This is a genomic window from Streptomyces sp. NPDC050211 (assembly GCF_040656035.1).
Taxonomy (GTDB): Bacteria; Actinomycetota; Actinomycetes; order Streptomycetales; family Streptomycetaceae; genus Streptomyces.
In genome coordinates, this window is sequence record NZ_JBFALC010000013.1 from 113,585 (window position 1) to 135,601 (window position 22,017).

At 69.1% G+C, this 22,017-nt stretch carries 26 protein-coding genes; 1 reads left to right on the forward strand and 25 read right to left on the reverse strand.

The features are described 5' to 3' along the window. The 19 genes from AB0I98_RS16685 to AB0I98_RS16775 form a co-directional block, all read right to left on the reverse strand. Entirely contained in the window at positions 1-858 is an 858-nt protein-coding gene (locus AB0I98_RS16685; protein ID WP_362941564.1) for an N-acetylmuramoyl-L-alanine amidase, read from the reverse strand. Continuing rightward, positions 858-1,085: a hypothetical protein gene (locus AB0I98_RS16690; protein WP_362941567.1), complete on the reverse strand. Its 228-nt coding sequence runs from the start codon at positions 1,083-1,085 to the stop codon at positions 858-860. The genes AB0I98_RS16685 and AB0I98_RS16690 overlap by 1 nt, the downstream gene beginning before the upstream one ends. A 63-nt stretch (positions 1,086-1,148) precedes the next feature. Further along, positions 1,149-1,436, reverse strand: a complete 288-nt coding sequence (locus tag AB0I98_RS16695; RefSeq protein WP_362941570.1) for a hypothetical protein — start codon at positions 1,434-1,436, stop codon at positions 1,149-1,151. A 55-nt stretch (positions 1,437-1,491) separates the two neighbouring features. After that, positions 1,492-4,065 carry an SGNH/GDSL hydrolase family protein gene (locus tag AB0I98_RS16700; protein ID WP_362941573.1) on the reverse strand — a complete coding sequence of 858 codons (2,574 nt, stop codon included), beginning with the start codon at positions 4,063-4,065 and terminating at the stop codon, positions 1,492-1,494. Continuing rightward, complete coding sequence (locus AB0I98_RS16705) at positions 4,065-5,009, reverse strand: hypothetical protein (protein ID WP_362941576.1); 945 nt, start codon at positions 5,007-5,009, stop codon at positions 4,065-4,067. Before AB0I98_RS16705 ends, AB0I98_RS16700 begins: the two co-directional genes overlap by 1 nt. 6 nt (positions 5,010-5,015) lie before the next feature. Continuing rightward, positions 5,016-6,170: a siphovirus ReqiPepy6 Gp37-like family protein gene (locus AB0I98_RS16710; RefSeq protein WP_362941579.1), complete on the reverse strand. Its 1,155-nt coding sequence runs from the start codon at positions 6,168-6,170 to the stop codon at positions 5,016-5,018. Positions 6,171-6,184: 14 nt separating this feature from the next. Further along, a complete protein-coding gene (locus AB0I98_RS16715) occupies positions 6,185-7,159 on the reverse strand; it encodes a phage tail protein (protein WP_362941582.1) in 975 nt (324 codons plus the stop codon). Beyond that, positions 7,160-10,360 carry a phage tail tape measure protein gene (locus AB0I98_RS16720; protein WP_362941585.1) on the reverse strand — a complete coding sequence of 1,067 codons (3,201 nt, stop codon included), beginning with the start codon at positions 10,358-10,360 and terminating at the stop codon, positions 7,160-7,162. A 212-nt stretch (positions 10,361-10,572) separates the two neighbouring features. After that, positions 10,573-11,103, reverse strand: coding sequence for a hypothetical protein (locus AB0I98_RS16725; protein ID WP_362941588.1), 531 nt, complete (start codon positions 11,101-11,103; stop codon positions 10,573-10,575). Then, the gene (locus AB0I98_RS16730) at positions 11,103-11,576 is read right to left on the reverse strand and encodes a hypothetical protein (protein ID WP_362941591.1); all 474 of its coding nucleotides are present in this window, start codon (positions 11,574-11,576) and stop codon (positions 11,103-11,105) included. The genes AB0I98_RS16725 and AB0I98_RS16730 overlap by 1 nt, the downstream gene beginning before the upstream one ends. Before the next feature lie 11 nt (positions 11,577-11,587). Then, the gene (locus AB0I98_RS16735; protein WP_362941594.1) at positions 11,588-12,022 is read right to left on the reverse strand and encodes a minor capsid protein; all 435 of its coding nucleotides are present in this window, start codon (positions 12,020-12,022) and stop codon (positions 11,588-11,590) included. Next, a complete protein-coding gene (locus AB0I98_RS16740) occupies positions 12,019-12,369 on the reverse strand; it encodes a hypothetical protein (RefSeq protein WP_362941597.1) in 351 nt (116 codons plus the stop codon). The genes AB0I98_RS16735 and AB0I98_RS16740 overlap by 4 nt, the downstream gene beginning before the upstream one ends. Positions 12,370-12,379: 10 nt before the next feature. Next, entirely contained in the window at positions 12,380-12,694 is a 315-nt protein-coding gene (locus AB0I98_RS16745) for a hypothetical protein (protein ID WP_362941600.1), read from the reverse strand. Next, on the reverse strand, positions 12,691-13,086 hold the full coding sequence (locus tag AB0I98_RS16750; protein ID WP_362941603.1) for a hypothetical protein: 396 nt from the start codon (positions 13,084-13,086) through the stop codon (positions 12,691-12,693). Before AB0I98_RS16750 ends, AB0I98_RS16745 begins: the two co-directional genes overlap by 4 nt. A 23-nt stretch (positions 13,087-13,109) precedes the next feature. Then, complete coding sequence (locus tag AB0I98_RS16755) at positions 13,110-13,619, reverse strand: hypothetical protein (RefSeq protein WP_362941606.1); 510 nt, start codon at positions 13,617-13,619, stop codon at positions 13,110-13,112. Beyond that, positions 13,619-14,011 (reverse strand): hypothetical protein, encoded by a 393-nt coding sequence (locus tag AB0I98_RS16760; RefSeq protein WP_362941608.1) that lies wholly within the window; start codon positions 14,009-14,011, stop codon positions 13,619-13,621. Before AB0I98_RS16760 ends, AB0I98_RS16755 begins: the two co-directional genes overlap by 1 nt. A gap of 14 nt (positions 14,012-14,025) precedes the next feature. Continuing rightward, positions 14,026-14,379, reverse strand: a complete 354-nt coding sequence (locus tag AB0I98_RS16765; RefSeq protein ID WP_362941611.1) for a hypothetical protein — start codon at positions 14,377-14,379, stop codon at positions 14,026-14,028. An 83-nt stretch (positions 14,380-14,462) separates the two neighbouring features. After that, positions 14,463-15,377 carry a P22 phage major capsid protein family protein gene (locus AB0I98_RS16770; protein ID WP_362941614.1) on the reverse strand — a complete coding sequence of 305 codons (915 nt, stop codon included), beginning with the start codon at positions 15,375-15,377 and terminating at the stop codon, positions 14,463-14,465. Positions 15,378-15,393: 16 nt separating this feature from the next. Then, positions 15,394-16,215, reverse strand: a complete 822-nt coding sequence (locus tag AB0I98_RS16775; RefSeq protein WP_362941617.1) for a hypothetical protein — start codon at positions 16,213-16,215, stop codon at positions 15,394-15,396. 130 nt (positions 16,216-16,345) lie between these two features. Here AB0I98_RS16775 and AB0I98_RS16780 point away from each other — a divergent pair, with 130 nt between their 5' ends. Continuing rightward, the gene (locus AB0I98_RS16780) at positions 16,346-16,543 is read left to right on the forward strand and encodes a hypothetical protein (RefSeq protein WP_362941620.1); all 198 of its coding nucleotides are present in this window, start codon (positions 16,346-16,348) and stop codon (positions 16,541-16,543) included. On the opposite strand, the gene AB0I98_RS16785 is transcribed toward AB0I98_RS16780, so the two are convergent. From AB0I98_RS16785 to AB0I98_RS16810, 6 genes are all read right to left on the reverse strand, one after another. Further along, complete coding sequence (locus AB0I98_RS16785) at positions 16,544-17,644, reverse strand: phage minor capsid protein (protein WP_362941623.1); 1,101 nt, start codon at positions 17,642-17,644, stop codon at positions 16,544-16,546. Positions 17,645-17,660: 16 nt separating this feature from the next. Further along, the gene (locus AB0I98_RS16790; protein WP_362941626.1) at positions 17,661-19,175 is read right to left on the reverse strand and encodes a phage portal protein; all 1,515 of its coding nucleotides are present in this window, start codon (positions 19,173-19,175) and stop codon (positions 17,661-17,663) included. Continuing rightward, positions 19,156-19,401: a hypothetical protein gene (locus AB0I98_RS16795; protein ID WP_362941629.1), complete on the reverse strand. Its 246-nt coding sequence runs from the start codon at positions 19,399-19,401 to the stop codon at positions 19,156-19,158. The genes AB0I98_RS16790 and AB0I98_RS16795 overlap by 20 nt, the downstream gene beginning before the upstream one ends. Beyond that, positions 19,398-20,675 carry a PBSX family phage terminase large subunit gene (locus AB0I98_RS16800; protein WP_362941631.1) on the reverse strand — a complete coding sequence of 426 codons (1,278 nt, stop codon included), beginning with the start codon at positions 20,673-20,675 and terminating at the stop codon, positions 19,398-19,400. Before AB0I98_RS16800 ends, AB0I98_RS16795 begins: the two co-directional genes overlap by 4 nt. Continuing rightward, a complete protein-coding gene (locus AB0I98_RS16805) occupies positions 20,662-21,159 on the reverse strand; it encodes a helix-turn-helix domain-containing protein (RefSeq protein WP_362941634.1) in 498 nt (165 codons plus the stop codon). Before AB0I98_RS16805 ends, AB0I98_RS16800 begins: the two co-directional genes overlap by 14 nt. Positions 21,160-21,306: 147 nt before the next feature. Further along, positions 21,307-21,789: a hypothetical protein gene (locus AB0I98_RS16810; protein WP_362941637.1), complete on the reverse strand. Its 483-nt coding sequence runs from the start codon at positions 21,787-21,789 to the stop codon at positions 21,307-21,309. Positions 21,790-22,017 lie beyond the last annotated feature (228 nt).

Here is a 22,017-nt window from a genome sequence, read left to right on the forward strand (position 1 = left end):
TTACTCCTTCACGTCGAAGCCGTACCGATGGCCGAGCTTGACCAGCGACGTCCTGCCGAAGTAGCCGTCCGCGTCGCCGCCGGGCTGGCGGCCGCGATAGCCGAGGCGCTCCTGCCACTCGCTCACGGCCGGCAGGGTCTTGCTGCCGAGAGAGCCGTCGACCCACCGCTTGGCCAGCAACCCGGCCTTGTACAGCGCGGTCTCGACGACCAGGCCCTCGGCCCTGTACGCCGCCCCGCCCTGCGGCAGACCCGGGTCGCGGCGCTGCGCGGCCTTGATGTGGGCGAGGCTGACGACCGGCCGCTTCGGCGTGGCCGGGGCGGGAGTGGGCTTCTTCGCCCGAGCGACGATCGCCGGCAGCAGCTCGCTGCGGAACTGGGCGGCGCGCTTGTCGCCGGGGCAGGAGGTGCCCGAGGGCGACCACTGGCGGAACATGCGGTGGATGCCAAAGCCGCCGTCGTCGCCGTCACGGCAGGCCCGCAGCGGGATGGCGTGGGTGCGGTGCGCCCACACCCCGAGGTCGACTAGGGCCTCCAGCTGGTCGTCGGCCCACCGGTCGGTCGCCTTGGTGTTGGAGGCGCTCTCGACGCTGATGGCACCGGTGCCGTCCGGCCTCCGGTTGGCCTGGTAGTTGGCGTCGGCTCGCGTGGTGGTGGACAGGTACTGGCCGAGGCTGCCGTCGTAGTCGACACCGAAGTGCGACTCCAGTGATGTGCTGTTCTTCCAGTAGGCGTACAGGCGGTGCTCGTCCCACGGCGCGACGATGCTGTGGAACAGCATCTGCGTGGGCCGGATCGAGGCCTGCTCGCGGGACTCGGGCTGGAGCTCCAGCCGGACGGCTTCCTTGTACCAGGCCATCAGCTGCTCACCTCCGGCGCTGTGTTGGATGCGGCCACAACCGCCCAGTTCTTCGCCTTCCACAGGTCGTCGAGCGCCTTGGTGACCTCCGGCCCAGTCAGGGTCTCGGCCAGCTGGTGGGCGAGGTCGTGGAACGGCTTGCTCGCCTCCTGGAGGTGCGCGGGCAGGTGGTCGTAGCGGAAGTTGCGGAGCATCTGTGCGGTGGCGGGATGGATCGCAGCGGCCATGAGCACTCCTGGGCATGAAGAAGCCCCGGGCCGGACGGCGCGGGGCAGCGAGGTGAACGGGGATCAGGACGCGGGCGGGAAAGCGTCGCCCGCCACGGGACCGCTGTAGGACCTCCGGACACCGCCTGGCGTGCCGGGGTACGTGGTCTCTACTGCGTCCCGGATGGCCAGGAACGCGGCGGCCAGGGCCGTGTCCAGCAACTCCCGCAGTGGTCCGTGCGTGCCTGCGTCCGGGAGCGGGGTCTTGTACTCCACGCCGATCTCGATGTGCGGTACGCCGGGGTGGTCGATGTCGCCGTTGTAGTACGACGCGGTGTATGCGACGGAGGTCGCATCGGTGGGAACGGACATGATCTCTCCGGATGGGAAGAGCCCCGGCCAGTGCGGGGCGTACGGGTTGGGGCGGTCAGCTGGTCAGGAGCGGCAGCAGGGTGTCGGCCATGAACTGGAAGCCCGCGTCGCTCATGTGCACGCTGTCGGTGCCGGCGGCGCCGGTGCCGGCGTTGGTGCCCCAGTAGCCGAGGCTGTTCCAGTACTGCCAGGAGTTCCGGCCCATGGCCCACCAGTTGACGACCGCGCAGTTGTACACGTCCGCCAGGGCGCGGGCCCTCTCCGCGTAGTCCTGGTACTTGAAGTTGGTGATGTCGTGCGTGCCGAGGTGCGGCGTCGCGATGATGATGTCGGTGTCCCCGAGTTGAGACCCGGTGTCCCGTACCGCCTTGATCCACTTGGCGACGTTGGCTGCCCATGTGTCCCCGGTGACGTTCGCCGCCGCGTCGTTCGGACCGGCCGTGAACACTGCGAGGTCGCAGGGGAAGTCAGGGCCGCCGTTCCACGTGGCGTTGAGCGCGGTCGTGGCCGGGTTGGCGTAGCGGCTGCTGGACGCTCCGGCGAGGGCGAGGTTGTGAACGATGACACCGGAGGCCCGCTCCCCGGAGACACCGCACACGCTGAGGAACTGCCCCGCTGAGGCGGTGCCCACCTTCACGACGACGGTGTGCTCGATGTTTGACAGCCCGGTGATGGTGGTGACCTGGATCGCCGCCGTACCGGAAGGCTGGGCCACGGATACGTCCGCCGCGCCGTCGATGGAGTACAGCATGCTCGGCCGGGTCGAGCCGCCGACCACCGTGTAGATCTTCACGGTCGTGCCGCGGGCCTTGAAGGTCAGAGTCGCGCCGGTGACGTCGCTGTAGATGTAGTTGGTGCCGGGCCCGTACGAGCTGCCGCCCTGCGTCCAGGTGCCGGTCTGGGTGACGACGGCGCCCGCTGTGGTCCAGGCCGCGAGCGCTGCCGGGTCGCCGCCCGCCAGGATCGTTGAGGACAGGGAGGTCTGCTGGAGGCCGCTGCCTCCGTCCCCGTACAGGCCCTGCAGCGTGGACGCGACGACGCCGGGCCACGATCTTGTGCGGGGGTTGGACGCGTAGAAGCCCTGCGTCGCCGAGCCGCCCACGGCCACGATCCGCGCGAGCGCCGTCCCAGCCGCAGCCGCATCCCGCTTGGCTGCCCAGAACCGGCCCCAGCCGGGCGGCACGTAGATGCCCGGCCCGTACGGGGTCTTGGCGGCCGTGTTCCCGATGATGCCGCTGCGGACGGTGGTCCCCGCGGGGTTGACGCTGCTCGTGACCCGTACCGCGCTGGTCTCGCCGTAGACGCGGGTGTCCATGACACGGTTGGGGGCGCTCGGCTCGATGGTGTTGCCGTCGCTGAACAGCCGGAAACTGTCGGCTGCGTACAGCAGTCCTCCGTGCTCGACGGTGTTGTTGAAGGAGTTCGCGCCGAAGGTGAACGCGGTCAGGCCGGCGGCGCCGCTGCGCAGGTTCACGTGGTTGAGGCGGAAGGTGTTGCTGCTGCCGTACTCGACGTGCACCAGCTTGTCGACCTGCTCGAGATTGATGCCGCGCCAGTGGGTGTGAGAGGTTCCCCAACCCCCGACGCCCGCGATGTGGATGCCGGTGCAGCCGGTGCCGTCGGCGATCCCCTCGCACATCTCGAACTGCACTTGGTTCATGACGCCCGACGCGGTGGTGGATTCGATCTTGTAGAGGGTCCGGTTGTCGCCGACCGAGTCGACGAACACCCGCTCCACCGTGCAGTCGCCGGGGTTGAAGTCGGCGTGCTCGCTGTAGAACCTGAGCCCGTTGCCGACGCCCCCGATCTCGATGTTTTCGAACACCGACCGGAACGGGCTGCCCATGTTGATGGCCCAGCCGCTGTGCCCACCGTCGTACGGCCCGTTGATCTGAAGATTCTTGAAACTGCTGTTCCAGAACGAACGGTGCCCTGAACTCGCGCCGTTGGTGGTCGACGAGGTGATGCCATGGGTGGCGCCGCCGATGGTGATCCCGAAGTCTCGCAGGTGAACGCGGACGACCTTGGTCAGGTTGATCGCCGAGGCCATGCTGGAGATGGTGTTGAGCATGGTGGCGCGGGCGCCGTGGCCGCGCAGCTCGATGCCGATCTCCACGTCGACGTCGTCGGTGCCTTCGACGCTCAGCTGCCCGGTCAGATTGAAGTCGCCGACGGTCAGCTGGACGACGCCGCCGCCTGCGTCGCGGGCGTCGTTGAGGGCCTGCTGGATCTGCACCTGGTCGGCGACGCCGTCGCACACATACTGCGCTGCGGCCCGTACGTCGGCCGGGGCGGTCGCCGAGGCGACGATGCGCGTAATCGACGTGTAAGCGCCGCCTCCTCCGCTGCCGACGCCGCGGGCTTCGATCCAGGTACGGGAGGTTCCGCCGGCGTCAGCCCACATGCCCGTCACCGAGTCTGGCCCCTTGAAGCTCGGGAGGAAGCCGAACTGGTCCGCGGTCAGGGACGTGATGGCGGCGCCGCTGCTGCTGAGCAGGTCCGTGTACTGAGCGCCCGCGTCCGAGTCGTTCCAGAAGGTGACGGTGGCGTTTGCAGCGACCGTCCAGAGCCCGTCGGCTGGGGCGACCACGAAGTCGGCCATCGACGCACCGAAGTCGAAGCGGGCCATCAGTCCACCACCCAACTGATTCCGCTCTGGGGGAAGACGGACTCCCCCTGGCTGATGATCGGCTTGTTCGTCAAGAAGACCTGCCCGGCCCTTTCGTCGTCGGCGGCGGAGTAGACGATGAACCGGCCGATGCTGACGCCGCTGACGTACGCGATGCCGTACTGATCACGATTGGGATGCCGGTACGCAGCCGGGATGATCGCCGGTAGGCGGCTTGGGATGTCGGCCGCCAGCGTGCCGTCCTTCCTCTGGAAACCGCCGAGCCTCAGGCAGACGACGCCGGAGCGGACTTCCAGGACGGAGTCGGCTGTCCAGGACCAGGCAGGTAGCGACGCGTTGATGACGATGACGCCGCTGTCGGCGTACACGGTGCGCCTCGCCGCGCCGTCCCACACCCGCAGCCGCTTGGTGTCTGTTTCCCACCCGAGTTCGCCGAGCAGAGGAACCGGGTTCGGTGTCGACGAGGTGAGCGGCCGGACTCGGGAGCCCACGTACAACTCGTTGCGGGTCACGGTCACCGATGCGGCACCGTTCAGGACGGTGACGACCGCGAGCCGGATCTCGTAGAGGCCCGTGTTGGCGCCGTCCTGAGCCAGGGCCGGAGTACCGGCTCCGGGGGTGCCTTGCTTGACGACGGCGCGGACGGTCCAGTCAGCGCGGTCCAAGCGCAGTACGACCAAGTCGATGCGGGTCTGCCCGGAGTTATTGGCGGCCACGGGCAGAGTGACGTTGGTAGTGCCCGAGTACCAGGCGAACCCGCGCAGGTTGCCGTACACATTGGCCCGCACGGTCACGTTCAGACCGACCCCGGCCGACACCACCGGGTCATGCGTGGGGTCGCCGTAGATACCGTTGTACGTCGCACGCGAGGCGATGACCTCGTACTCGGCGTCCGTGACATTCCTGTTGTTGTGCTCCGGCGACGGCCAACTGTTCTGAGCCACCAGCTTCTACCTCGCTTCCAGTCGGCCGAGGCGCCGGCCGAGTTCGCGTACCAGCCGCACCATGGCCGGGTCCGTTGTTGCGTCGGGGGAGCCCACCAGGCTCGTGACCTGCTCGCCGCTGCCTGCCTCAGCGTGCAGCTGGATGGACCGCACGATGTCGGCGACTTCCAGGCCCGTCGGCAAAGCGACGGTGACCTTGTCGCCGAGGCCGTAGTCACGGCCCGCGCGCAGGTCCTCGGTGTCGACCGTGAGGGTTCCGAGCTCCACCGGGGCCGCGCCTTCCGCGAGCGCCTGGCTTCCTTCCTGGGTGAGCTCACCGTTGGTGTTGTCGTCGGCGCTGGAGTCGACGAGCTGCTCAACGCGCCACCACGCGGCCGCCGCGGCGGTGTCGGCAACTTCCAGGTAGGTACGGGGGAAGGCCTGCTCGCTGGCGGTGACGAGGGCGTGCGTCACGGTCGGCGCGGTCCGCTTATAGGTGACGGCGCGGAGGTTCCCGAGCCCCTCCGAGAAGCGGGCGGTCGCGGTCAGGTCCTGCGGCGCGTACACCTCGAACTGGATCTGGCTGTTCGTCTGGCGGGTGCGGAATCCGAGCCGGCCGCCGTCGATGGCTACGCGGCGGCACACGTCGAGCAGTCGCTCCAGGCGGGTCTGGACGCTCACCGTGGTGCCCACTCCGGCCACCGGGCCGAGGGCGAAGTTCGGGATGCGGCGTGCCGTGATGGCGCCCGGCCCGCAGTTGAGGTTCACCAGGGTGCGGAGGATCGTCTCGGCGTTGGTGGACGTGAGCTGGTAGGCGGTGTCCGGCTGCGCCGACCACGCAGATCCTGGGGCCGGCCAGGTCAGGTATCCGGCCACCATGGCGAGGTCGTCGGAGAAGTTCACGGTGACCTTGCCCGGCGGTGCCTCGCCCTCGCCGCCGATGCCCCAGGAGAAGTCCTGCGGGATCTCCATCGGCCCGGCCATCCACACGGTGCCATCGCGAACGACGACGAGCCGGTTGCCGGGCTGGAGCTGAGCCATCACGTAGGGGTGCGCGACCAAGTCCACGCTCCCGCTGCCGGGCTCGTTGAACTTCAGAGTGACGTCCAGGGAGAGCCAGTCGACGAGTGGGTCACCCTGCACGATGAGGTTCTCGTTGGTGACCAGGAGCTGGATCGCCAAGGTCCACCCCCTCGTCAGGCCGTCTCGTACCTCGGGTTGAAGGAGAGGTCCACGGCCGAGCCGGGCCCGCTGCCATCGAGCTGGAAGGTGACGTTGTTGTCGCCGGGGTCGAGCCCCCACAGGACCGCGGAGGGCCAGTTGAGGGCGCCGATCCAGTTGTTGCCGTTCTGGTAGCGGACCTGCGGCGGGTCGGTCCGCACGGTCACCTTCTGACCGGCCAGGAGGTTGCCGTGGCCGATTGACGGGGCGTTGGGGTTCAGGACGAAGGACACCCCGGTGCCGGTGTGGGTGAAGGTCACCAGCGATGCGGGGCCGGTGATCGTCCACTCCGGCCACACGATGGTGTCGCCGGGGTTGGTCACGGTCGTCGCGCCGAGCACTTGCGACGAGGACACCGACGGGTACGGCTGGAGGAAGTCCTCGCCAGCGCCCTGCTCGCGGTGCACCAGCACCGAGACCGGGTCCACCCAGTACGGGTCCTCGCACCACAGCGACAGCACGGCGCTGTCGAAGATCCGCCCGAATCCGTGGGCGCCGCGTCCCTCCCAGCCTTCCTGGTAGATGACCTCGATCTGGCGGTGGGAGCCGTCCGGGCGAGAGATCTCCAGGATCCCCGGCCCGTCCCGGAGGGTCCGCGTGAACGCGGTGGCCAGCTGCCGCCACCGCTGCACGAACTCCAGATGTGTGTCCCCGCCCACCCACAGCGGCCACACGATGGTGCGCGGCTGCGCCTGTACATGCCGGAGCCGGGCGCCCCCGCGCGGGTGCGCGTCGCTGGTGAGCTCGTACGGCACCGCACCCAACCCGCTAACACCGTCGGCGAGGGTGTACCAGCCCAGCGACCGCTTCGTCAGCGGCCACACCCCGCCGGCGGGGTCGTAGTAGGTGACCGTCGCCCGCCCGAGGTCTGGCAGGTGAATCCCACCGCCTCCACCGGCGGGCGGATCGGGCTCGGGCGGGGTGGTGACCGCGGCGGTGATCAGGGGCATTTACCGTAGCCTCCCCACCCTCGCGAGCGCGTCCTGGCGGCGCTGGAGCGCGTCGAACTGCTGGAGCGTCATCTCCCGCATCGTCAGGTTGTACGTGTTGTTCGTCGTGCTCAATCGCGATGGGCCACCCGCCCCGCCGCGTGCTGCAGACAGCTCCAGCTGGCGCGGCGTCGGCGTCGACACCAGCGACGACATCGACCGGTCCACCGCCCGCCGGCCGGAATCGATACCCCGGACCAAGCCCTTCGGGATGAACGCGCCGATCCGCGCCATCACCCGACTCGGACTCTTGATCCCGAGTGCCTTACGGATCGCCGCCGACATGCCCTTCGCGATCCGCAGCATCGTCTTCTCGATGTACTTCTGGTGGTCGGTCAGCCCTCTCACCAGACCCTGCGCTGCTCGGATACCCGCCCCGTACATCGCATCGCCGGCGACAGCCCCAGCCCTGCCCGCGGCCTGCACGAGCGACTTCTGCTGGGCGTTGATCTGCTTGACCTGCTCCGGTGTCGCCGACGCCAGCGCGGCCGCAGTGGCCGCGCCACCATCGACTCCGGCCTCGGCGATCTGCTTGATCAGGTCCGCGCGCACGCCCTGCTTGCGCAACTTCGCGAGGTTCTTCGCAAACAACTCAGCCGCTTTCCGGTCCCGCTGGAGGCGGGCCAGAATCCCCTCCGCGTTCATCGGGCCGACGCCCTGGGTGATGTTCGCCGAGCCGACGATGCTGTCCCTCACGCTGGCGGCCAGCTGGTCGCGTGACGTACGCAGGTCGTCCAGCTTCTTCCGTGCGCCCTCCAGCCGTTTGGCGATCTTGGCGTCCCAACCGGCGAGGAAGTCGAGGCTGCCCGCGTCCTCGTTGATGCGCTTGAGGGCGTTCGACGGCTTCTTGCCGCTGAGCGAGTCACGGACGATCGCGACCAGCTTGAGCGAGGCGGCGCGGACCTGCGCACGGGAGCCGGTAAGGCCTTCGACGAGACCCCGGGCGATCCACTTGCCTTGCGCCTTCGTCACTTTCGACGGGCTGGCGATACCCAGGGCCTTCGCGATCGGCCCAGGGATCGCGGACTTCGCCCACGAGGTGAGCTTCGAGGTGATCCAGCCGCCCATGGACTGGATACCAGCCCACAGTCCCTCGACGACCTGGCGGCCATGCGGGGTGAGCAGCGAGCCGAGGCCGCCGAGATTGCTGGCGATCCGCCCTGGCAGGCCGCGGACCCAGGCGATGAACTCGTTCCCCTTCTGCGCGGCGCCGTCCTTGAACCGCTGCCAGTGCAGGGAAGCCGCCGCAGACAGGTTGGTGCCCAGCCGCCCCAGGGCGGCCACGGCACGGTTCGGCAGCGCCCGCACCGAGCCCAGGAAGGAGGCGTACTGCCGCTCGACCGGCCCGGCGATGTAGCGATTCCACAGACCGCTGAACCACATGGAGATCGCCGCACCGAGGACGCTGAACACGGTCCCCGCCTGTGCCGCCTTCTCGTTGACCCAGCCGACGAACGCGGCCCACCACAGCGGCAGCTTCTCCCGGGTGGCGGTGACGAGCCGGTTGACGAACCCGGCCACCATCAGCGTTCCCGCGCTGATGATCGCCCCGGCAACCAGGACAGGCAGCATGGCGAACGCCACGGCGATCGCCCCGGCGATCAAGCTGATCTTCAACGCCTGCTCGGGATTGGCGACGATCCAGTCCGCAACCTGCTGGCCGAACTGGGAGATCGCATAGATCGCCTTCGGCGCCAACCCGATGAGCTTCACCGCGAGCCGCTGGCCCAGCAGATCGACGAACGCGACCACACGGTCGACACCCTCGGCGCCGCCCTTCCCAGCGTCGTCCCACAGGGTGCCGAGCTTGTTCTTCACGGCGTCCAGGGCGGGGATTACCTCGATGCCGAGGAAGTTCACCAGGCCCTGCTGGATACCCCGCTTGAATTGCTCGACCCGGGTGCCCGCGTTGTCGCGGAGGGTTTCGCCAGCCTTGTCGGCGGCGCCAGCGAAGTCCCCCAGAAGATTCGTCGCCTCGGACGGGTCCACCGCCAGGAGGGCCTCCTGCATCGCGACGGCTTCCTCACCGAACAGCTCGACCATCGCCGCGGACCGCTCAGTGGGATCCTTCATCGTCCGCAGCTTGTCCATCAGCTGGTCGAGAGCCTTGCTCGCGGCCGGACCGCCCCCAGCAAGGTCGCGGGCCATCTTCTTGCCGTTGAAGCCGAGCTCCTCGAACAGCTCTGCGCCATCACCAGCGTTGGCGGCCATCTCCTCCAGTGCGCCGGCGAACACCTCGGCGCTCGGGGCGCCGTTCTCCAGGCCCTGGATCATGACGCCGAGGGCTTGCTTGCCGGTCAGTCCGAAGTGGCTCAGGTTGTTGGCGGACTGAGTGATCGTCTCGCCGAGGTCGCCGAAGCGGTTGGCGCCCTGGTTCGACGCCTGAATCAGCATGTCGATGGCCTCAGCGCCATTCTTCGCAAGGCCGTTGCGAACCATGATGCCCGCTGCATTGGCTGCCTCGACGACGTCCATCTCAAGGACCTGTGCCAGATCGGATAGGCGGGTCGACATCGACTTGACCTGTGCATTCGTCGCCGCAGACGGCAACAGGCCAGCGTTCATCGCTGCCTTGATCGCGTCTGCGGCGCCCTGGAAGTCCTCCGTGACCGCGTCCGCGTACAGCTGGCCCGCGATCTTTCCGTACCTCTGTGCCTCCGCCGGGGTCTCGCCCAGCTGTGCGCCGAGACGGCCGACGATCCTGGACTGGTCCAGGTAGTCGCCCATCCCGTTCACCAGCGCAGTGGCGATCGCCGCGCCTGCCGCCAAACCGACTGCGATACCAGCCGTCTTGAGCTGCTCCAGCCTGTTGGTCGCCTCGGTGACGGCACCGTCGGCGCCCTCGGCGGCGCCGTCTTCGAGACCGTCTGCGAGCTCTTCACCTGCCTCTTCGCCGGCCTCCCGGGCGCCGTCACCGACAGCGTCTCCGATGCGGCGGCCGATCGCGACAAACTGGCCGCGGGCGTTGATCAGGCGCCCGGCGGCGTTGCGGCGCAGCCCTTCAGCGAGACGCTCCCCGGCTTCCTCCCCGGCCTGTTCGGCGTCGTCGCCCATGCGCTCGCCTGAGTCGCGAAGGGCGTTTTCGGCGCGGCGCAGGGCGGGGTCCACGGCCCGGTCGTCGATGGACAGAACGGCGTTGAGCTCGCCCACGGTCAGGGCCACGACGCGTCACCTCCTGTGAGGTCGTGCGGGTTCTTCAGGAGGTGGCGCGAAGTGTGCGTGCAGGCGGGATTCCGTGGACAGGAGGCCGAGGATGCGGATCTTCAGCCAGCGCCAAGATCGGTCGCGGAGGATCCCGGACTCGACGTCGATGCCGTACTTCTGGTGCAGGTCGGCTTCGACCAGCGCCCACTGCTGAAGCAGCTGCTCCCAGGTCAGGTTGACCGGCGCCCCCGACTGCCCCTTCTTCGGGGCTTGGATGCCGCCCTCGTACCACTCGTGGAGGCCGGTGACGGGGTCGTATTGGCCGCAGCCGACGCCGAGGAGTCGCGCTGCTCCTGGCGACGGTCCTGCCTGTTCCGGGCTTTTCCCATCTGGCCGGTTTTCCAGAACTCGGCCGCGGTGTCCTTGTCGGTGGTCACCCAGAACATCGCCGTCAGGGCGACGTGCTTGAAGCGGCCCCACGACACCTCAGCTTTGAGCGGCTCGTACGCGGCACCGAGGCACATGCGGTACAGGTCCAGCTCTTCCTTGTCGTCGAGGACAGGAGTGCCCGGAGCCTTCCCGCCGGCCGCGAGCCGGGCGGCGAGCGACGTGATGCGCTCAATCTTGATGCCGTCCTCGGCGGACGGGTCCTCGATCCGGTACATGCGCTCGACACCATCCCGGCCGGTGACCGGGAGTTCGAGGTAGTCGTCGAGGAAGTTGTCGAGCGCCTCGAACGTGGTCGAGGTTGCCTCGGCCATCAGGGCGCCAGCGGGTTGTCGATGAGCTCGAGCGCACCGTCGCCGGTGAGGGTGGCCTCGACCTGGTCGAGGGCGGTGTACTCGCCGCCGGACTCGGCCCACGTCACCAGCGCCCGGCCCTCGTAGGCCTCGGGGAGGCCGTTGCGGTCGTAGCGGCGGACGTGGACGTACGACGCCGACCCTTCCGAGTAGGCGGCGAGGCGGAGGGCCTCGTGGGTGGGGTGGTACGTCTTCGCCGTGTCGTTGATCTTCCGGTTGATGGTCAGGCCCAGCTCCCAGGCCTGTCCGGTCTTGGTGTTGCCCATCCAGCCGTCGCCCTCGTAGTCCGAGGAGTCCTCGATGTTGGGCTCGGCCGAGGGGCTGAGGTTGGTGATGCCGAGGATGCGCTGCCAGTCGGGCACTTCTTCGGTGCCCATGTTCAGGTCCACGGCCCAGCGGCGTGCGAGCGCGGTGACCTCGGTGGGGGTAGACATCGGGGTCCTCCCTAGTCGATCAGGTGGATGCCGGGCCGTGTGGTCCGGAAGTAGTAGTTGGCGGTCAGCTCCATGCGCCCGTGGGCGTCCTGGCCGATCCACGCCTGTGACTGCCGGTACGACAGAGCGATGTAGATGCCGTTCAGGCGGTAGCTGCGCCGGTTGTGCAGCACGTCCCAGACCGCGTCTGCGAGGTCGTCGATCGCGTCCGGGTCCCGGCCCGCGCGCATGCGCGCCTGCACGCCGGTGATCGCGTCCGTGGTGTCGTCGTCCTGCACGGGGTAGGCGGTCAGGCCAATGGCCCGTTCCGGCGTGTCCGGCATTACGCCCCGGAAGATGCCGGTGTCGGGGTCCTGGATCACCGCGTTCGGATCGAAGATGCCGACGGCGGTCTCCATGAGGAGACCGCCGATTCCGTCGAGGAGGCTGCCGGTGTATCCGCTCACCGCATCGCCCGCCTCATCTCACCAGCGATGAGCGCGGCGACCTCCGGGCGGGCCGCATTCAGCGAGTTTTCCAAGTACTTGGCCGTACGACCCGGGGCGTGCCGCCACCGCAGCTCTTCGTGCTGGCGCACGGCGTACGGGGTGTCGTAGGAGACCGCCGCAGTCAGCGACGGCGGGTCGACGCTCGCCGTGCCGGAGCGCTGCAACTCGGCCTCATCGAGCGGCACGACGTTGTTGCTCTCGCCGAGGACGTGCTCGGCCGCCAGCAGCAGTCCGCGAGCGGCGCCCGCACGCATCTGGCGTGCCGCGGGGGCCCCGTTGAAGGTGAGCCGGAAGTTCCGCGCCACGGCCGCCTCCCTACTGCAAGAACACCTGCGTGTTGGACGGCACCGGGAGGCTGCCGCCGTCCGGCCGGGCGACTGTGATGACCGTTGTCTTGCGCCCGTCCGGGAGCGTGACCTTGGACTTCGGCGGGGGGTTGTGGGCGCGGTCAGTGAGGTACGAGGACGACGAGGTGACCTTCTCGCCCCCAGGGTTGGTGACCATCTGGAGCCGCTCATCCAGCAGGCACTGCACGGGCGTGGGCGGCCCATACAGGTCCCCTTTGCTCGACGAGCCGAGGTACGCCTCCACGGTCACCGTGTGCTGGAGCAGGAAGCCGGGAAGCCTCACGCCTGCCACACCACCTGACACAGATCCAGCTCTTCGAGGATCTCCGCAGCCTCCGGCACCAGCTCGGTGTCCTCGGCCACCTCGGTGGGCGCTGACTGCCGCGACAGGCTGATGCTGCCCGCGGACACCGATGTCCACGGGCCCGCCGCAACATCCCCGCCGTCCGCGGCCGCCGCCTCTCGGCGTGCCCACTCCGCGACCTGCGCGCACGTCGCATCCCGGAACGCGTCCCGCACGTCAGGGTCGGACGGATATCCGGCCGAGTCCGTGTCGTAGATCGCCGCTTTGGTCGCCCGGGTCACGAGCCGCGACGCGCGGGCCAGGAGTCGGGTCGCGTTCGCCGGGGCGGGCTGCCCGGTGAACGCCTCGTAGTCGGCTGGGGTAGCGAACACTCGGCCCATCGGGCAGCACCCCCTTATGCGGACGCGCCGATGATGAGGATGTCGTAGTCGACCGGGGTTCCAGCGCCGGAGTTGGCGACCTGGAGCACGTCCCCAGTGCCCGCGGTGACCGCATACGCCGTCGCGTCAGCGCCCCCCGCCATGAACCCGCACGCAGCGCCCGGGCGCAGGACGACCGTGCCCGTGGCGTTGAGCAAGGTGGCCCACGGGCTCGTCGCGTCCGCGCCGATCACGACGTTGTTCGTGTTCTCCTCGGCTGCGGCGATGAACAGGCCCTTGATACGGGCGAACGTAATCGCCGACCCGAATGCATCGACGAGGACGCCTGCCAGGTCGAGGTCATCCGCGCCCGACGCGGCGATCGTGCGCCGGTCCGACCACACCCGGTCGGCCTTCCCCGCCCCCGTGCCCGATCCGAGCGTGACGGAGCGCTGGAGCCGGAATGGCGCCTTGGCAGAACCGAGGTCGAGTGCGTTGGTCTGCTCGGCGAACGCCGAGAGCGCAAGACTGCTCGCGAGCGACATCAGTTGTTACCTCCGTACTGCTCGATGAGCTGCTCCTTGGTGAGGCCGCCGATCGTGGCCTCCTCGTCGGAGTCCTGGGCGCGGGCGCGCGCGTACGCCGCCCAGTCGGCCTTGGATGCGGAGCGGGCCGGGCGTTCCACGACGCCCGGCCCGCTGCCGTCTCCTTCACCGCCACCCGGTGGCTCGTTGGGCTCCTGCAGAGCGGTCTCCTGCACGCCGGGCTCCTCGGGCGACGGAGGCGCGGGCGCCGGCTCCTGCGGGATCTGGTCGTCCGGACCGTCGGCAGCCGTGGGCTCCTCGATCAGCTCCCAGTTCGGGAGCATGTCGAGCCGCGGTGACCGGTACTTGTAGCGGACGACATCGCCCGTGTTGTTGTTGCGGTAGACGAACATCACTGCGCCTCCGCTCAGGCCAGGTCGTAGGCGTCGGCGTCGATCGCGATGTCCGCCTGAATGATCACCGTCGTGGCGTCGCCGCTGGCGACCTCCAAAGACAGCACCTCGCCGGCATCCATGTCGCCGGCAACGGCGGTCGGGGTGCCGGAGGTGAAGGTGCCGTTGCCGCACGCCAGGTCGGCAGCGAGGACATCCACTGCGCCGACCTTCGCGTTGACGGCGGCAGCGGCGCCGCCGGAGCGGAGACCGTGGACCTTGACGATCTTGCACGCGACGGGGGCACGCCAGACGACGTGCGTGGCCGCAGCGACCGGGGATCCGGTGAGCCGGAGGGTCTGGGTGATGATGCGGCGCTGGTACGCCATGAGGTTCTCCTGCCAGGAAGGGATGGTCTGGGAACGACACGGGCGCCGCGCCACGTAGCGGTAGGCGCGGCGGCGGCCGCGGTCTACGGAACGTCGGCGCCCTTGATGAGGCAGGCCCGGTTGGCGTCCAGCGTCTTCGTGCCGTACAGGCAGTCGACCGACACGACGTCCTGCTTCTTGTCCATGTCGTAGCCGTAGATCACCCGCAGGCCGAAGCCCTTGTAGTTCGCGATCGCCGCGTTCTGGTTGCCCCGCGGCAGCTGGAGCGGCCGGAAGGCGAGCGCGAACGCGGTGCGGTGGAAGGCGACACCGACCTCGGTGGTGGAGTTCCCGGAGGTCTGGGCGGGCTTGCGGATGTTCTGCGTCATGTACGGGTCGAACCCGAACGTGCGCCGGCCGAGGTTCGCCTCGGTGAGGCCCTCGGTGTTGCCGCGCTTGTCGGCCTCGTGGAACAGCGGGTCGGCGAGCCACTTCGACGAGATGGTCGGGCCGACGACCGCGCGCCGCTCCGTCATCGGGACGCTGTTCGTGTCGAGTTCGCGTCCGGCCTCGATGAGGCTGCGCGGGTTGTCCCACGTGTACTCGTTGTCCCCAGCGACGACTCCGACTTCCTGCGTGATGTCGTTGCGCAGGATCAGCAGGTCGCGGTCGATCTTCTGGGAGATCGCCTCCATGGCCGGGGTGAGGAGCTGCTCGTCAAAGTCCTCGATCTTCAGCGTCAGGTCCTCCGCGGTGACCGCGAAGGAGACGTCGGCGAAGTGGTTGAGTGTGAGGTCGATGCCGTTTTCCTGTGCGTCCTGGACGGTGATGCCCTGGCTGCGGTCGTACTCCTGGGCCTCGAAGACGGCGGGCTGCCGGATGGTGATCTTGTCGCCGACGCGGCGGGCGAACTCCGGCTCGTAGTCGCGGTGCACGAGGTTCGCCATGACGGTCGTCTCGTACAGGTTCGCCAGCGCCTGCTGGGCGATGACGTCGGGGGTGAGCAGGGTGTTGGCCATGGAGCTTTACCTCTTTCTATCCGGCGCGGCGCTTGCGGCGGTCGGCGCGGATCTCGTCGATGGTCTTGGGACCGGATTGGCCGCTGTCTCCGGTCCCGCCGGAGAAGTCGCCGGAAGAGCGCGCGGGCGCCTGGCCTGCGGCCTTGAGCTTGGGGTTGTCCTCGACCGCCTTCTTGATGGCGGTCTGTACTGCCTTCGCGAATCCCTCGTCGGACGGGTCGAGGTCCTTGATCGAGCGGAGGAACGTGCGGGAGTCGGTGAGCGCGTCCGGGTCGGCGCCGTGCTTGGCCGCGCCCCGGTACACCGCCAGTTCGACCGCCGTCTCGCGGTGGGCGGCGGTCGCCTGCTCGATCTTGGCCGTCAGGGCCGCCGGGTCGGGCGGGGTGTCCTTGTCGTCCTTGATCAGCCCTAGGGCCTTGCCGAGTTCCTGCACGATCTCCGTGCGGGCCTCGTCCGCAGCAGCCTTCTTGGCGTTCGTGCGGGCCTTGGCCGCGTCCCCGTTCGCCTGCTTCAGCTCCTTCTGGAGCCGGGCGATGGTCGCGGCCGGGGCCTCGTCGTCCTTCTTGGCGGGGGGCTGGGGCTTCGGCTTGCCGTCCTTTGCCCCGTCGTCGCTCCCGGTGTCGTCGCCGCCGGTCCCGCCGGCGCCGTCGTCGTCTCCGGAGTCGTCCGAGCCGCCGTCGTCGCCGTCACCGTCGCCGCTGCTGCCGGATCCGGAGTCGCCTCCGTCCCCGCCGTCGGCGTACAGGTACGGGTCGAAAGGGCCCGTGGCGTAGGGGTGTGCCCAGCCAGCGCGGCTGAATTCGTTGAGGCCGTGGCGGGGGAGGGTTCGCTTACGCATGCGTGCACTCCTGGTGCGCGTAGGGGAAAGCCCCGCGCCTGGCGGGGCTGTTGTGCGATCCAGCCCGCACCCGGCGGGCGGAAGTCTGAAAGAGCAAGCCCCGGCGGAAGCCTGTAGCTACCGTCGTCCCATGAGTGAGATCACAGCGGACGAACTACTGCGCCGGATTTGCGCTGCTCGTGGGGCAGCGGCCGACAAGGCCACTGAGTTCAAGGCCGCATCTGAGGTAGGGGAACCTGACACCGTCAGCGTGGGCCTGGCCATGCAGGCACAGACCTACAGGGCTGTTGTCGAGGTACTCGACTTGATCATCGAGCCTTCGGAGTAGTCACCGAGCAGTCGTGAGCTGCTCACGGTGGCTCTTGCGCGGTAGCCCGGTCTCGGCGACCAGCTCGCGGACGCGGCCCTGGTACGCGCGCACCCGGGCGCGGGCGGCCGTTCGCTTCCCATCGCTCATCGCCGCCGTCTCCAGCCGCTTCCACTTCCGCACCTGCCGCTCGAGATACCGCTGCTTCTGGGTGTCCTCGTACGTGCCGCGCGACGCTTGCGGCTTCGGGATACGGGACACGCCGGGCAGGTAGGCACTCACGTCGTGCCGGCAGTTCGGGTGCAGCAGGCCAGCACCTCTCGCCTCCGGCAACGATCCGGCCACGCGAACTGTGACCGTACGGTCCTCGGTGGCGTGCTCCACCTGCACGTCGCGAGCGCCCGGCGGACCGGTGCGGGTGAGGATCTTCCGCTCCCACGGGCGGCACAGCGGGCACTCCTCTGGCGCCTGCGACACGATCACCAGCTCGACGCCGGCGGCGCCGAGCCGCTCGGTGTGCGCCTCGATCGCTGCGCGGCCGACCACGCTGCGGGTGGCCATCTCGACGTACGACCGCATGTCCCACGCGCGCCCGCGCGCATCTACGAAGCCGGTGATGCCGCGGCTGGCGAACTGGTCCAGCGCGGTCTGCGCAGCCTGCCGCCGGGTCTGCACGCCAAGTGCCGGCGCTGAGGCCGCCCGGGCGATGACGTCGCGGTAGGTGTCCACCGTGGTGCGCAGGATCCGCAGGTGCACTGGCCGGGTGTCGTCAACGAGGGCGGCGGCGAGCCGGTCGACGGCCTGCGTGCCGGGTGGGATCGCTGCCACGGTGGGGGCGAGCGCGCCGAGTTCGGCCACGGCCGCCTGTGTGCCGCGCTCGTACGCCTCCGCTACGGCCTGGTGGACGGCGCCCGCGGCGTCGGTTTGGAGGGCGGCGATGATCTGCTCGATCGCGGCCTGGAGGTGGCCGACGGCGGCGAGCTTCAGCTCCACCCACGCCGGACTGTCGAGGCCTTCGGCCAGGGCCTGGCGGATGCGCTCGATCAGCGTGACCTCAGCGGCTTCGTACAGGTCGGCGACCGTTGCAGCGAGGTCTTCGGCCATGGCCGGGGAGACGGGCACGACCGACCACCACCTTCTACGGCAGCGCGCCGGACTGCATCGGGTCCGGCACCGCCATGCCCTGCTCCTGCCGGATGCGCTCCACCTCCGCGGACACCATCGTGTCGTCCCACTCCGGATGAGCCATGCGCACCAGGGTGTCCGTCGATGCCGCCTGCGCCCGCCGCAGCACGTCCACCGTGTTGGCGAGCGCGAGCGGGTCCTCCTGCACGCTGTCCTCGAACTCCACCGTGGGCTTCTGCGGCGTGATGCCCCCGCCGAACACCGCCTGGTCGACGGCGAGGAGTGCCTCAATCGCGTGGGCGAGCGCCGGCCGCCAGCGAAGGATCTTCTTCCCGCGCGTCGTCATCGAGCGGCGCTCCTTGGAGACGACCTCCGTGGCCGTGACCGCGATATCGCCGCCGAGGCCGAAGGTCTGCCCGCTGTAGCCGGCGCTGCGGAGGATCTGGTTGACCAGGTCCTCGGCAGTGTCCTTGTGCTCCTGGACGCGGATGGCGAACTGGGCCACCGTGAGCTGCCCGCTGGAGTCGGCGCGGGCCAGCATGTCGAGCCCTGCGAAGGCCTCCTGGTCGGGGTTCCAGGTCGCGCCTTGGCCGGGCCCCATGCTCTGGAGGTAGGCGTTGGGGACGACGATGCGGCCCTTGCCGATGCGGATGTCCCTCATCCAGGAGCTGTACGTTTCGTCGAGCTGGTCCATCAGCCCTTCGATGCCGTCCAGGTCCGAACGCCCCAGGTCCTTGAGCGTCGGATCCTTGCGCCAGCGCCTGCTGGACTGGTTGGGGATGTGGGCGACGTCCAGGCCGTCGTAGCCGGTCTCGATCGCACCCTGGTCGTTGACCACGGTGGCGAAGCCCTGCGTGGCTTGTGAGTCCTCCAGCGGCACCGGACGGCCCAGACTGTCCTTCGTCCCCTGGTACAGGCCGTGAATGATGACGCCGCGCTCGTGCCGCTCCAGGTGTCGCCAGACTTGGCCGTCTTCCTTGCGGACGACCTTCCAGAAGGTGACCGCGGAGAGGCGGCTCCAGCGGAACTCGGGCCATGCGCCGTCGGCGTGCACAGCGTCGAGCCATGGCCGGTCGGCGATGTCCTTGTCGTACACGGGCCGCAGGTAGACCCCGCCCAGCGCGGCGCCGACCTCAGCGGCGGTCTGGAGCGTGGCGAGCATCCCGTCATCGGACAGGGCGTCGAGCCGGTCCTGTGTCGCCGCGTCGTCGACGGTGAACTTCGGCGGCTCGGAGAACAGGAGATCTGCCGAGCCGCTGCACAGGTCGCCCGCGATCGGGACGTGCACCTTCGTCCGTCGCTCGCCCGGCGCGGTCGGGGTGCCCCACCACCAGCGGGCGAGGCGGCCGAGCATGCCGCTGGAGTACTGGAGCCGCTTGGGGTCGGGCCCGGTGCCGGAGGTGCCGCCGTAGAGGGCTTCGAGGCGGTCAGGTTCGCCGCTCCACCAGGTGTCCCAGGCGTGCATGGCGTCGAGGGCGGGCTTGAGGTGGGGTGGGGGCCACGGCATGTCACCCATGGGCAGCGGCATTGGGCACCTCCCTCTCGGAGCGCCAGGCGCGGAAGTTCCGTGCGTAGACCCAGCCGTACGCGACAGCCGAGACCAGGAAGCCGTATTGCCTGGTGGATAGCGCGTAAGCCATCCACAGGGCTTGGGCGCCGAGGCCGATGGCCCAGCCGAGAGAGCGTTTCCGGCCGGCGAAGTACAGTCCGGTCACTCCGACTGCGGTGAGCAGCCAGGACCACCAGGCGATCACGCGGCCACCTCCAGTCGGGTCGGCAGGTACGGCCGCCACAGGGCCTCTGTCGTGCGGATGCCGTACCGCAAGGCGTCGCACGAGTGGTCGTTTTCCTTGATCGGCTTGTCGTCGCCGCGTTCCGCCGCCGCGTCATCCCAGCTGTAGCCGGGGATCTCGTCGATCAGGCCCTCGGCGGACTCGTGGATGTACAGGTCCTCGGTGGAGAAGAGGCTGCCGACGGTGCGGATGCCGTCGAGGACGGAGTTGTCGGCCTGGGTGACGCCGAGGACCTTGTCGCGGTGCAGCTGCTCGATGTAGCTGGCCGCTGACGGGTCGACGACCGTCCACTCCGGGGAGACCCCGACCACCTTCGTACCCGGCTGCGGCACTCGGGCCAGCCACGCTCGCCGGGCCCGCGAGTACTCGGCATCCGTCATCTGCCGACGCTCGCGTCGCGAGTCGTACCGGTACTCGCTGACCACGTACAGCTTCCGGTCCGCGCCCAAGCCGAGCAGGACGTCGGCATAAGGATTGACCGTGCCGTAGTCGATCGCGTCGCACAGCCAGCGGTCGATCCTGGGGAGCGTCGATACGACGTGCTTCTTCGCGTCGAACATCTCGTAGATGGCGCCCTCGGACTGCACCCAGTGGCCGAGGATGTACCGCCGGTACCACAGGCCCGTGAAGTTCCGCCGCATCCGGGCCTTGTAGTCCTCGGACAGGGCCGGGTTGTCGTCCATGACGAAGTGCCAGGTACGGATGCCCAGCTCGTCGGCCCGGTTCAGCCACTCCTTCTTCGCCCAGTGGCCCGGATTATCTGGGTTGGTCGTGGCGAAGATCAGCGCGCCGGGCACCGACATACGGTCCACCAGGCGCTTGAAGAACTCCTTCGGGAGCAGCGTCAACTCGTCCACGTAGGCGCCCGCGCCCGTGAGGCCGCGGAGCCGCGCCTCGGCCTTCGCGTCGTTGGCGGTGATGACCTCGATCTGCTTGCCGAGGATCCACGCCACGCTGGAGCCGCGCGTGTACGAGACGAGCTTGGCGATCTCGGCGCCGACGATGCTCGGGTCCTGGAGCGGCCCGAAGACGTTGCGGGCCACCGTGTCGTAGGTCTTGCCGACGACGACCAGCTGGCCGCCGGATGGGGCTGTCACGACATACATCAGCCAGCGCAGCAGCGAGGCGATGGTCTTGCCCGACCGGACGCTGCCCTCCCACACGTTGAGCCAGGCTGTGGAGTGGGCGATGCTCCGTTCCTGCTTGTCGGACAGCCTGAGCTCAGTGGTCTCCATGCCGGGCTCGGAGCTGGTCGAAGAGGTTCGTGAGCAGCGAGCCGACCTGGTCGGCGCCGCCCTCCTCCTTGGGTGGGGAGAGCTTCAGCGAGCGGTCGAGGGCGGTGGCGACGAGGGACATGTAGGCGCGCTTGTCGCCGGGGGTGGGCTCGTCCGCCGTGTAGGTGTCGAAGTCGTGCTCCTTGCCGCCCCAGTCCCAGTACTTGTGAGGCTGGTTGATCTTCGCGGCCTCGCGCTCGGCGATGTCGTGGAGCTTGACCGCGAAGGCGGCGCGGCGAGCAGCGAGGTCGGCCTGGCGGATCTCGGTGGCCTGGCGTACCTCGGCGGCCCGGGAGAAGGAGAGGCCGAGTTCCTTGGCGATGGTGCTGATCGTGCGGCCGCCGCGACCGAGAATCTCGGCGATCTCGTTCCGGCCCTTGCCCTCAGCGTGCAGCTCGCGGACACGTTCGCGTTCTTCGTCGGTGACCGGCTTGGCGGTGCCCATGGGCGGTCACCCCCTGGACATGACGAAGGCCCGCGCGGTGGCGGGCCTCCTGTGGTGCGCTCGATGGCGCGATCTATGAGTCTGTGGTGTCCGGGCACGCCGGACTTGCCCCCAGGATGGATCATGCGGTCCCGGGATGCAACTACGTCACGACGTACTCGCGGTCAGCTTCTCCAACTCCGTCACCAGCTCAGCGCGCCGCTTCTCGGACGTGTACTTCTGATCCCGAGACATCCAAGCCAGCGCGAACCGACCGGCCTGCCGCCAGTCGCTACCAGTCTTCTTCATCGCCTGCACCCAGTGCGCGGCGATGGCCGGCGTCTCGTACTCGTAGATCGAGACGGTGTCCGTGGTGATGAGCTGCGAGCAGTCGTTGGCGTGCGGTTCCTTGCCCGCGGCCCGCTGTGAGCACGACTTCGTGTTGTCTATCGGGTCGCCGAGGTCGGTGACACCGGTTGCGTCGGCGAGTTCGGCGGCGGCCTGTTCGGCGGTGAGGCCGGCAGGCTCCGCGGCGGCCTTGCTGGCGGTGGTCTTGGGTTTGGTGTCGGTGTTGCCGCTGTCGTTGCTGGAGCAGGCGGTGAGCACGCACGCGAGCCCGGCTACGGCGACGGCGGTGTGACGGATACGCATGGTCCCCCCTGGACACGGTTGCTGAGGGGGCATCATCGCGCTGACTGTGACGATGTGATGCGGATGTGGCGGACCTGTGACGTCATGCCCACGCGGGGTGTCAGCGGGGCCGCGCGTACTCGATGCGTCCTCGGAGTCCTCGCGGCCGCGGGAGGACGAGGGCGACGGGCGGAGGGGCTAGGACTGCAAGAATTGTCGCGAGGCATGTGGTACGGGCGCCGGGCAAAA

What these genes read in the sequence shown, in the direction of transcription:
- AB0I98_RS16725 (WP_362941588.1), bottom strand. Translation starts at nt 11,103, where the DNA reads ATGGCCGAGGCAACCTCGACCACGTTCGAGGCGCTCGACAACTTCCTC.
- AB0I98_RS16755 (WP_362941606.1), bottom strand. Translation starts at nt 13,619, where the DNA reads ATGTCGCTCGCGAGCAGTCTTGCGCTCTCGGCGTTCGCCGAGCAGACC.
- AB0I98_RS16715 (WP_362941582.1), bottom strand. Translation starts at nt 7,159, where the DNA reads ATGCCCCTGATCACCGCCGCGGTCACCACCCCGCCCGAGCCCGATCCG.
- AB0I98_RS16695 (WP_362941570.1), bottom strand. Translation starts at nt 1,436, where the DNA reads ATGTCCGTTCCCACCGATGCGACCTCCGTCGCATACACCGCGTCGTAC.
- AB0I98_RS16765 (WP_362941611.1), bottom strand. Translation starts at nt 14,379, where the DNA reads ATGGCGTACCAGCGCCGCATCATCACCCAGACCCTCCGGCTCACCGGA.
- AB0I98_RS16810 (WP_362941637.1), bottom strand. Translation starts at nt 21,789, where the DNA reads ATGCGTATCCGTCACACCGCCGTCGCCGTAGCCGGGCTCGCGTGCGTG.
- AB0I98_RS16790 (WP_362941626.1), bottom strand. Translation starts at nt 19,175, where the DNA reads ATGCCGCTGCCCATGGGTGACATGCCGTGGCCCCCACCCCACCTCAAG.
- AB0I98_RS16760 (WP_362941608.1), bottom strand. Translation starts at nt 14,011, where the DNA reads ATGTTCGTCTACCGCAACAACAACACGGGCGATGTCGTCCGCTACAAG.
- AB0I98_RS16800 (WP_362941631.1), bottom strand. Translation starts at nt 20,675, where the DNA reads ATGGAGACCACTGAGCTCAGGCTGTCCGACAAGCAGGAACGGAGCATC.
- AB0I98_RS16805 (WP_362941634.1), bottom strand. Translation starts at nt 21,159, where the DNA reads ATGGGCACCGCCAAGCCGGTCACCGACGAAGAACGCGAACGTGTCCGC.
- AB0I98_RS16700 (WP_362941573.1), bottom strand. Translation starts at nt 4,065, where the DNA reads ATGGCCCGCTTCGACTTCGGTGCGTCGATGGCCGACTTCGTGGTCGCC.
- AB0I98_RS16730 (WP_362941591.1), bottom strand. Translation starts at nt 11,576, where the DNA reads ATGTCTACCCCCACCGAGGTCACCGCGCTCGCACGCCGCTGGGCCGTG.
- AB0I98_RS16770 (WP_362941614.1), bottom strand. Translation starts at nt 15,377, where the DNA reads ATGGCCAACACCCTGCTCACCCCCGACGTCATCGCCCAGCAGGCGCTG.
- AB0I98_RS16690 (WP_362941567.1), bottom strand. Translation starts at nt 1,085, where the DNA reads ATGGCCGCTGCGATCCATCCCGCCACCGCACAGATGCTCCGCAACTTC.
- AB0I98_RS16775 (WP_362941617.1), bottom strand. Translation starts at nt 16,215, where the DNA reads ATGCGTAAGCGAACCCTCCCCCGCCACGGCCTCAACGAATTCAGCCGC.
- AB0I98_RS16685 (WP_362941564.1), bottom strand. Translation starts at nt 858, where the DNA reads ATGGCCTGGTACAAGGAAGCCGTCCGGCTGGAGCTCCAGCCCGAGTCC.
- AB0I98_RS16780 (WP_362941620.1), top strand. Translation starts at nt 16,346, where the DNA reads ATGAGTGAGATCACAGCGGACGAACTACTGCGCCGGATTTGCGCTGCT.